Below are 1,299 nucleotides of genomic sequence, written 5' to 3' on the forward strand. Positions count from 1 at the left end.
TGTGTCGTCCTAATATAGGTTGACAGTTATTAGGCCAGCTCTCGAAGCTGGCCTTTTCTATTATGCACTGCGTTAGGCGTTTCCATATCTAATGCTAAGTGCGGTCTCATTTCATTGTAAATATTGATTGATTCGGTAACGAGTATTTTCAACTCTTCGATTGTTTTACATCGGTAGAGTAAGAACTCTTGCTTAAGTATACCGTTTATTCGTTCTGCTAATGCATTTTGATAACAGTCGTAACCATCTGTCATTGACGGCTGGATCCCATTCGCATTCAACTCATTCTGGTAGATAGCTGAACAGTATTGTAGCCCTCTGTCTGAGTGGTGAACACTGTTACCTGCATATCGTTTATCTTTGACTGCCATCTTCAATGCTTTGACTACATTTTCAGCCTTCATATCCAAGCTCAAGTGGTGCCCTACAATTTTACGCGTGCTAGAGTCCGTTACTAAGGATAGATAGTGTACACCTTGGTCGGATTCGAGATAGGTGATATCACTAACAAGCACATGCTCTGCATTATGCAGACCTTCTTCCTTAAGTAAATTTGGATGCTTTTTCATCCAATGTTTACTGAATGTAGTTTTGGTAAAGCTTTTCTTTGGCTTAACGAGTAGTCCCTCGCTCCTTAAGTAAGTAAAAAAGCCATCTCGACCTAGTTTAATCCCATGCTCAACCAACTTTGGTTTTAAAAGTTTATAGAGCTTACGCGTCCCTATTTGCGGCATATACTTGCGCCAATAAAGTACCCAATCTTTAATTATCGATAGCTCTGCTCTTCTACATTCCATGCGAGAAACAGCCTGGTAAACCGACTGTCTCGATATTCCCACAACCCGGCATGCTGCCGCCAAATTTATTTCTTTTCTTTTTTTGGCTTGCCAGACGTACCGGATAAGTACTTTTTTCTGAGACCCGCTCCATACTCGTTATCCATAATATCTACCATTCCATTAAGGATTTTATTACGGAGCTTTTCGTCAGCTAATTCTCTCTCGAGGCGTTTTATTTTTTCGGCTGGTGTTTCTTTTGAACTTGGCATAAGTGGATGCTGAAATGGTTTCGACCAGTCGAGTCTACCATGTTTTCTGAGCCAAACTAATACCGTCGACCTTCCTTGTATTCCGAAGTGAGCTTGTGCCTGTTTATAAGTGAATTCGCCTTTTTCTACACGCTCAACCACACCCAATTTAAAAGCTAATGTGTAATCACGCTGTGTGCGCTTAGGTCTTTGATTACTTGAAGTTGTCATAAAGAAATCCTCTTTATGTCAACGTATTTTAGGACGGGACA

1 protein-coding gene is annotated in these 1,299 nt (G+C 40.8%); it reads right to left on the reverse strand.

The window, feature by feature from the left end:
- Positions 1-29 precede the first annotated feature (29 nt).
- A protein-coding gene (locus NO989_RS21775; protein ID WP_371343195.1) for an IS3 family transposase occupies positions 30-1,258 on the reverse strand; the annotation gives its coding sequence in 2 pieces (ribosomal slippage) (positions 30-907 and positions 907-1,258; 1,230 coding nt in all).
- Positions 1,259-1,299 lie beyond the last annotated feature (41 nt).

Origin of the sequence: Alteromonas sp. DY56-G5 (assembly GCF_041414725.1) — a bacterium.
Lineage (GTDB): Bacteria > Pseudomonadota > Gammaproteobacteria > Enterobacterales > Alteromonadaceae > Alteromonas > Alteromonas macleodii.